Source organism: Paraburkholderia sp. (assembly GCF_036488505.1).
In the GTDB taxonomy this organism is placed as follows: Bacteria; Pseudomonadota; Gammaproteobacteria; order Burkholderiales; family Burkholderiaceae; genus Paraburkholderia.
The window spans coordinates 1-6036 of record NZ_DASXHN010000442.1; the positions used below are offsets into that span (position 1 = coordinate 1).

Annotated in this window: 7 protein-coding genes; all 7 read right to left on the bottom strand. The window is 64.9% G+C overall.

Annotated features, from left to right (window positions below; translation table 11 throughout):
- A partial coding sequence (locus VGH68_RS25480; protein ID WP_331606486.1) for an ABC transporter permease subunit occupies positions 1–540 on the bottom strand: 540 nt, incomplete at its 3' end.
- The gene (locus tag VGH68_RS25485) at positions 537–1181 is read right to left on the bottom strand and encodes an amino acid ABC transporter permease (protein ID WP_331606487.1); all 645 of its coding nucleotides are present in this window, start codon (positions 1179–1181) and stop codon (positions 537–539) included. The genes VGH68_RS25480 and VGH68_RS25485, both read right to left, overlap by 4 nt.
- Positions 1182–1208: 27 nt before the next feature.
- Entirely contained in the window at positions 1209–2075 is an 867-nt protein-coding gene (locus tag VGH68_RS25490; RefSeq protein WP_331606488.1) for a transporter substrate-binding domain-containing protein, read from the bottom strand.
- Positions 2076–2617: 542 nt separating this feature from the next.
- The gene (gene hutG, locus VGH68_RS25495; RefSeq protein ID WP_331606489.1) at positions 2618–3430 is read right to left on the bottom strand and encodes an N-formylglutamate deformylase; all 813 of its coding nucleotides are present in this window, start codon (positions 3428–3430) and stop codon (positions 2618–2620) included.
- Positions 3431–3459: 29 nt separating this feature from the next.
- Positions 3460–4860 (bottom strand): formimidoylglutamate deiminase, encoded by a 1401-nt coding sequence (locus tag VGH68_RS25500; protein ID WP_331606490.1) that lies wholly within the window; start codon positions 4858–4860, stop codon positions 3460–3462.
- 118 nt (positions 4861–4978) lie between these two features.
- The gene (locus tag VGH68_RS25505; protein WP_331606492.1) at positions 4979–5743 is read right to left on the bottom strand and encodes an amino acid ABC transporter ATP-binding protein; all 765 of its coding nucleotides are present in this window, start codon (positions 5741–5743) and stop codon (positions 4979–4981) included.
- On the bottom strand, positions 5740–6036 hold a 297-nt coding region (locus VGH68_RS25510; protein WP_331606493.1), incomplete at its 5' end, for an ABC transporter permease subunit. The genes VGH68_RS25505 and VGH68_RS25510, both read right to left, overlap by 4 nt.

Below are 6036 nucleotides of genomic sequence, written 5' to 3' on the forward strand. Positions count from 1 at the left end.
AGCCTGAATGCCGTTCATCTGATGCGTCAGTTCGCCGACCGCGATCACCGCGAGGAACGCGCTGTCCTTCACGATCTGCACGAGTTGATTGCCGATCATCGGCAATGCGACGGTGAAGACCTGCGGCAGGATGATGCGGCGCACCAGGCTCAAGCCGTGAAAGCCGTACGCGCGCGCGGCTTCGATCATCGGCGTGGGCAGGCCGGCCCACGCGCCGCGCAGCAGCTCGGCCATGTAGGCGGTGTTGTAGAGAATCAGCGCGATCGCGCCCGCCCACCAGTTCGACAGACGAATACCGGCGCTCGGCAAGCCGAAATAGATCAGATAGACGAACAGCAGGAAAGGCGCGCAGCGCATCGCATCGACATAGAGCATGGCGAGCCGCGCGACGGCGGGGCGCTTCGACATTAGCGCGGGCGTCAGCAGCGCGCCCAGCACCAGCGACGAGAGCGCGGCGACCGCGAGCAATCCAAGCGTGTCGAGCAGGCCTGACAGCACGTCCGCGCGCTGCTGCCAGACGATCAGAAAATGTTCGGTCATGCGCGGGCCTCCGCCGGCTGACGACGCTCGATCACGCGCTGCGCCCGGATCAGCACGAACACGATCAGCCCGTACAGCACCAGCGCGAACACGAAGGGCGGCAGCGGATCATAGGTGCGCGCGCCGACCCGCAACGCCGCGCGCGTGATTTCGACGATGCCGATCACCGCGACCGCCGGCGTCGATTTGATCTGCAAGGTCATCTCGTTGACGAGTCCCGGCAGGCTCGCGCGCCAGAGCTGCGGCATCACGATGCGCCGCAAGCGCAGGCTGCGCGGCATCGCGAATGCGAGCGCGGCGTCGTACTGATCACGCGGGAAGTTGAGCAGCGCGGCGCGCCAGATTTCGCAGTTGAATGCGGCGGTGCTGATCGTGAGCGCGAGAATCGCGGCGGGCGTCGGGTCCAGCGAAATGCCGAACTGCGGCAGCGCGAAGAAGATCAGCAGCGTCAGCGTCACCGCCGGACACGAGCGCACCAGGCTCACGTACGCGAGCACGATGCGGTTCAGATACGGCACGCGGGCCCAGCGGATCAGCGCGAGACCGAGCCCCAGCGGGATGCCGAGCACGATGCTGGCGACCGACAGAACCAGCGTCGCCAGCGCGCCCTGCGCGATGCTCCAGTAATCGAAGGCGTTCATCGATGCGGGATCGTAGAGGCGTAAAGGTCAGTTGACCGACTGCGGCATGTCCTTGTAGCTCGCGCCGAGCCACTTCTGCTGAAGCTGGTACATCTGACCGCTCTTGCGCAGTTCGAGCAGCGCGGCATCCACCATCTTCAGCACGTCGGTATTGCCCTTCTTCACGGCCCACGCGATGTAGGTCGGCTTGCCGATCGCCTGGCCGACGACGAACACGTCCGGGCGCGTCTTCACGAGCGAGTTCAGGCTGATCTGCGTATTGGCGACGGCATCGACGCGGCCGAGCCCGAGATCCTGGTAAGCCTCCGGATACGACTGATATTCGATGATCTGCTTCAGGCCGTTGCCGCCGTGCTTCTTCTTCAGCTCCTCGTTGAAGAGCTTCAGATCCGTTAGCATCGCGCTGCCCGTCTCGGCGCCCACCACCTTGCCGACGAGATCGTCCGCGCTCTTGATCGGCGAACCCTTCTTGGTCGCATACATCGTGACGGCCTCGCAGGTCGGCGACGCGAAATCGAAGTTCTTCTTGCGCTCGTCGGTGACCAGCACCGCGCTCAATGCCATGTCGTACTTGCCCGTCGTGACGCCGGGCAGGATGCCGGACCACGGCATCACCTGTTGTTTGACGTCGACGCCGAGCTTGTTGCGCATCAGCGCGAGCAACTCGTTGTCGTAGCCGGTGTTCTTGCCGTTCTCGACGAATTCGAACGGGTTGTAGTCGTCCTCGGTCGCGACGCTCAGGTAGCCGCGCGCCTTGATTTCGTCCACGCCCGCTGCATGAGCCGCATGGCCGATAAAACTCGCGACGAGCAGGAGCGCGCACGAGCGAAGGAAATTAACGGCGGTGCGCTGTTTCCACTGACCAGGATCGCGACGGGTGAGACGGACTGACATGAAAGGCCCCTTGAGTGGTTGCAATCGCGCGCGGCGTTTGCAGGCTTGCGCGGTCGCCGGTGAGTAATCGTCGTATCGACGATTCGTTTGGGTACTGACGAATCGTCCACCGACTATGCAAGTGGTATGCCAACGATCGTTTCCCGCGCGATTCGACACGCCCGCGCAGTTCGCGCGGCGCGGGCGTCGCGGCGGGGAATGCGTGGTGCACCACATATGTCGGGCCGGCTTCGTCTTCGTGCATCGGCGCACCGACATGCGACACGGGCAGACGCGAGCGGAAGCAGCGAAGCAACGCATCTGCGCGCGACACGCGCATCGCTTCGGCTGGTCTTGCGGAAGAGATATCGAACCGAAGCTCGAGCCGTTACGGACGGCGAGCGGTCTCGCCGCGCCGTATCACGGGGTGGAAAGCGGCGCGCGCGTGGCGCGCAGCCTCGCAGTAGCGACGGGCGTCGCGCCCTTCGCTTGATGCCTTTTCCGCGCTCCGGGCCGGCCCCGGGGATTTGTGCGATGTCGTCCGGCTGAAGGGCGCGGACTGATCAGCCGCGCGCGGACGCGTTGAGTGTGGAGATCGCCGCGAGCGCGCCGGTCACCATGCCGCGCACCACGGGTTCGACTTTCTGGGCGACGTCGGGCAGATAGTCGAACGGTGCGTCTTCGCTCATGTAGGTGGATTGGCACATCTCCAGCTGCACCGCATGCAGGCCGTCGTCCGGCGCGCCGAAGTGCCGGGTGATGAAGCCGCCTTTGAAACGGCCGTTTGCGATCCACGTGAACGGACCCGCCGCGGCCGCGCGCTCGATCGCCTGCCGCACGGACGGCGCCGCGGTGCGACCGTCCTGCGTGCCGATGTTCAGATCCGGCAGCTTGCCATCGAAAAGTCGCGGCAGCACGCTCGCGATCGAATGCGCTTCCCACAGCAGCACATGCGGGTGCTGGGCGCGCAGCCGCTGCAACTCGTCGCGTAACGCGTCGTGATACGGCTGCCAGTACGTCGCGACGCGCCGGTTGCGCTCGGCGGCATCGGGTTCGCAGCCGTCGCGATACAGCGGCGCGCCGCGAAACGTTTCGGTCGGGCACAGCGACGTGGTCGTCTGTCCAGGGTAAAGACTTTCGTCGTTCGGCGGCCGGTTCAGGTCGATTACGTAGCGCGAGACGCGCGCGCCGAGAATCGTCGCGCCCAGCGATCTGGCGAATGCATAGAGGCGGTCGAGATGCCAGTCGGTATCGGCGACGGTCAGCGCGATGTCCGTGTACCGGCCGCGCAACGAATCGGGAATGTGCGTGCCGAGGTGCGGAATGGAGATCATCAGCGGTGCATCGCCGCGTTCGAGTGAGAAAAGATCGTTCATGGTGTTCTCGTCTGGATGAGCGCTGGCGTTCAGGCGTCAGCAAGCAGTTGCGCCAGCGCGTTGCGATAGTCAGCATAGTGGCGCGCTTCGTCGCGATGGCGGCGGTCATGGACCACCCGCTCGCCGCCGACAACCACATCGCGCACGGGCGTTTCGCCATGTTCGCAGAATATGACCGACGACAGCCACTTGTCGCTGGTCTTTTCGGCGATGTCCGGATGCGCGGCGTCGAGCACGATCCAGTCGGCGCGCGCGCCGCGTTCGAGCGCACCGACCGCGCGTCCGGTCGCGCGTGCGCCGCCTTCGAGCGCGCCGTGAAAAAGCCGGTCGGCGACCTGCGCCGTTCGTGGTGATGCAAGCACGTTGCGCTCGCGCCGCAACAGCCGCTGGCCGTATTCGAGCAGGCGCAATTCCGCGCGCCAGTCCACGCCGATATGACTGTCCGAGCCGATGCCGAACGCGCCCCGTGCGTCGAGATAGTCCATCGCGGGGAAAATGCCGTCGCCGAGATTCGCTTCGGTCGTCAGGCACAGGCCCGCAATCGCGCCGCTCGTCGCGAGCGCACGCGTTTCCTTCGCGTCGACATGCGTCGCATGCACGACGCACCAGCGCGCGCTCACGTCGAAGTGATCCAGCAGCCATTGCACGGGCCGGGCGCCGAGCGCCGCGACGCACGCATCCACTTCCGCGGTCTGCTCCGCGACGTGGATATGGACCGGTGCGCCGGGCGACAGCGCATCGAGTCCTTCGATGACCGCGCGCAACGAAGCCTCCGACACGGCGCGCAGCGAATGCGGCGCGACGCCGTAACGCAGTGCGCCGTGCTCGGGACGCGCGCGGCGCAATGCGCTAAGCAGATCGAGGAATTGTTCGGCCGTGTTGATGAAGCGGCGCTGGTCGTCGCGCGGCGGCTGCGCGTTGAAGCCGCTGTATTGATAGAGCACCGGCAGCATCGTCATGCCGATGCCGGTCTCGCTCGCTGCATCCACGACGCGTTGCGCGAGCTCGGCCGGATTCGCATGGCGCTTGCCATCCGCCGCGTGATGCACGTAGTGAAACTCGCAGACGGACGTGTAGCCGGCCTTGAGCATTTCGACATAGAGCCAGCGCGCGATCGCGCCGAGCGTATCGGGCGTGATGCGCGACGCGAAGCGGTACATCAGCTCGCGCCAGCTCCAGAAACTGTCCGCCGGATTCGCGCGATATTCGGTGAGGCCGGCCATCGCGCGCTGGAACGCATGCGAGTGCAGGTTCGGCATGCCGGGCACGACTGGTCCCGCCGCGTGCATGGCGTCCGCGGGCACGTCGCGCACATCGGGCGTGACGGCGACGAGCGTGCCCGCATCGTTCCATTGGAGCAGCACGTTGGTGCGCCAGCCGTCCGGCAGCAGCGCGTGCGCCGCGAAAAACGATTTCGTGGGTGAATTCATGACTCAACTTCGGTATCCAGCGTCGCGCACGACAACACGCGGTCGCGTTGTATCTCGACTTCGGCGTGGTTCGCCGCATCGATGCGCAGCGCGCCGACGCCGCGTACCACGGAACAGTTCATGCGCGTGACAACACCGCTTGCAGGAATGAGCGGGTGCGGGGCTGTGTCGGCGTCGAGAAAATCTGCGCGGGCGGGCCCGCCTCGACGATTTCGCCACCATCCATCACGACGACGACATCCGCCACTTCCTTCGCGAAGCCCATTTCGTGCGTGACGACCAGCATCGTCATGCCTTCCGATGCCAGCAGCTTCATCACCTGCAGCACTTCGCCGACGAGTTCTGGATCGAGCGCCGACGTGGGTTCGTCGAACAGCATCACGCGCGGCTGCATGGCCAGCGCCCGCGCGATGGCGACGCGTTGCTTCTGGCCGCCCGACAGGCTTGCGGGCATCGCATGCGCCTTGTGCTCGAGACCGACCTTTCTGAGCAATACGAGTGCTGCCGCTTCGGCATCGGTTTTCGAGCTGCCACGCAGCATGCGCGGCCCAACGGTGATGTTGTGCAGCACCGAAAGATGCGGGAACAGGTTGAACGACTGAAACACCATGCCCACTTCGGTGCGCAGCAGGTTGAGCGCGCGTTCCTTGAGCATCGTTCCGTGCTCGGCGAGCCGGTGCCCGCAGATATCGACGGTCCCTCGCTCCGGCTGCTCCAGGCCGTTGCAGCAGCGCAGAAAAGTGCTTTTGCCGGAACCGCTCGGCCCGATCACGACCACCACCTGGCTCGGCTGAATATCGAAGTCGATGCCGTTCAATACGCGATGCGTGCCGAACGACTTGGTGAGCTCGCGAATGCTGACGATAGGTGAAGCGCTGTTCATTGCACCATGCCTCCTGCGCGCAGCCGTCGCTCGACGCGATGAAGAATGTAGTTAGTCGTCTGCGTGAGCACCAGATAGACGAGCGCGATCACGAGATACATTTCCAGCGACCGGTACGACACACTGATGATCTTCTGTCCTTCATGCATCAGATCGGGAATGGTCAACAGCGACACCAGTGCCGAGTTCTTGATCAACGCGATGAATTCGTTCCCAAGCGGTGGAATCATGCGCACGATGGCTTGCGGAAGAATGATCGCGCGCATAGCCTGTCCCGCCGACATGCCGATCGA